The following is an 818-nucleotide window of genomic DNA, read 5'->3' as shown; positions in this document are numbered from 1 at the left end:
AAGCAGTCTCCGCGACTCAACGAGGTGTTGCGCTTGATCGCCCGCCAGGGCGGATTTCTCGGACGCAAGGGCGATGGCGAGCCTGGTGTGAAGAGCATTTGGCTCGGACTGCAGCGCATCAGAGACGTGGCAGCCGGGATCAAATACGCCAAAGAATCTCATGACTTATGAAGATGTGTGTAATGAGATGGGGAGAGGGTTCGCGAATTGGTGCGACAGACCTGCGATGCATTCGAGATCCGAATCCTCAAGGGTGTCGTGAGTGCGGACCATATCCACATACTCGTCTCCGCTCCGCCGGAGATGGCACCGAGCGAGATCATGCGCAGGATCAAGGGGCGAACGGCCAGCAAGCTCTTCGAGGAATTTCCGGCGCTGAAGAAGCGCTACTGGGGACGGCACTTTTGGGCGCGTGGATACTTTTGTGCCACCGTTGGCGAGCTGAGCGAGGAGATGATAAAGCAGTACCTGGAGCATCATTTTGAGCCAGACCCAGCGGCTGAATTTCGAGTGGAGCCCTAGACGCGTCGTTCAGTCGACGCGTATCCGGACTTTCAGTCCGTTACTCAAACCCACCGGCTTTTATACCGCTCTCATTTGAGTTTTTTGCGGACAGGCATTTTGTGACACTCAACCGAATCTGTAGAATCTTCGCCATGCCTGACTACCACCTCACTGATAAGCAACTCGCGGAACTGCGTGCGGCCCACCGAGGTACGCGCGATAAACGCGAGGCTGATCGGATCAAGGCGGTTGTTCTGCTCGCGACCGGCTGGACAGCGGAGCAAATCGCCGAGGTGCTACAGATCGACCCGAAT

At 56.6% G+C, this 818-nt stretch carries 1 protein-coding gene and 1 pseudogene; both read left to right on the top strand.

Annotation, left to right across the window (positions count from 1 at the left end; all coding sequences use genetic code 11):
- On the top strand, positions 1 to 171 hold a 171-nt coding region (locus THIDRDRAFT_RS25275), incomplete at its 5' end, for an IS4 family transposase (protein ID WP_007043424.1).
- A gap of 18 nt (positions 172 to 189) precedes the next feature.
- A pseudogene (gene tnpA, locus THIDRDRAFT_RS23345) lies at positions 190 to 522 on the top strand (IS200/IS605 family transposase); the annotation flags it as partial.
- Between the last annotated feature and the right edge of the window lie 296 nt (positions 523 to 818).

This window comes from Thiorhodococcus drewsii AZ1, from assembly GCF_000224065.1.
Lineage (GTDB): Bacteria > Pseudomonadota > Gammaproteobacteria > Chromatiales > Chromatiaceae > Imhoffiella > Imhoffiella drewsii.
The sequence above is the reverse complement of the archived record's forward strand: the minus strand, read 5'-3'. Positions and strand labels throughout refer to the sequence as shown.